General features: G+C 56.4%; 1 protein-coding gene. It reads right to left on the bottom strand.

The window, feature by feature from the left end:
* Positions 1–1,008: IS66 family transposase (gene tnpC / locus ACXPVS_RS27355; protein WP_458512655.1), on the bottom strand; the 1,008-nt coding region annotated here is incomplete at both ends.

Here is a 1,008-nt window from a genome sequence, read left to right as displayed (position 1 = left end):
CTCGCCAAATATCCCACAGCCTTGCCCAAGGCACTTTGTGATGTCACTTGAGGGTGAGTTTTCTCCAGCCAGCTTTTCAACTGAGCAAGCACCGGCAAACTCTTTTCCTGACGACCCAAAAATCGCTGCTCGTCGCTGGCATCCTTGAGTTCACGCTCGATGCCGTACAGCTTGTTAATCAACGCCAACGCAACATCTGCGCGGCCTGTTTTGCCCTTGGGCTGCACTTTTTGCGCATCGACAAACTTGCGGCGGACATGGGCCATACAGGCCAAACGTTCGACACCTGGTTGCAGCGCCAATGCGTTGTAACCCCCGTAATCATCCGTCATCAGATAGCCGCGATAATCACCCAACAGGCGCAACGGCACCTCCTGCGCTCGGCTGGTGGTGTAGTCAAAAAGGATGACGGGGCGCTCCGGCGGGCCGCTGGCTTGCACCCACATCCAGGATTGGCTGGTCGGGTCGCGATCAGGCTCTTTGAGCACCTGTACCCGCGTTTCATCGCAATGAATGACCGGGCTTTCCATTAACCGATCACGCATCAGATTAAGCAGTGGTTGAAAGTGTTCACAACATTGAATAACCCAACGCGCCAACGTTTGGCGCGGGATATCGACGCCGTGACGACCAAGCACTTTTTCAAAGCGATACAGCGGCAAGCCGTCAACGTACTTAGTGGTCAGCAGCATGGCCAGGACGCTGGGACTGGCCATGCTCTTTTCGATCAACTGGGCCGGTTTGTCGGCCGTGACCGGCGCGGCTTCACAACCTCGGCAGCCGTAAACCTTGCGGATATGTTTGATCACGCGGATCTGCATCGGCACGATCTCCAACTGTTCGCTGGTTTCTTCGCCGATGGTGTGTTTACGGCAACCACACGCACACGTCAGTTCGTGCTCTGGGAGTTCGTGGACAACTTCGATGCGCGGCAAGTCGGCGCAAAGCGGCTTGCGTTTGCCTCGGCGTTTGACTGGCGCGACGACTTCTTCAGGTTCCTCGTCAACG

This window comes from Pseudomonas sp. Ma2-10 (genome assembly GCF_054330215.1).
This window is presented reverse-complemented; position numbering and strand designations above follow the sequence as displayed.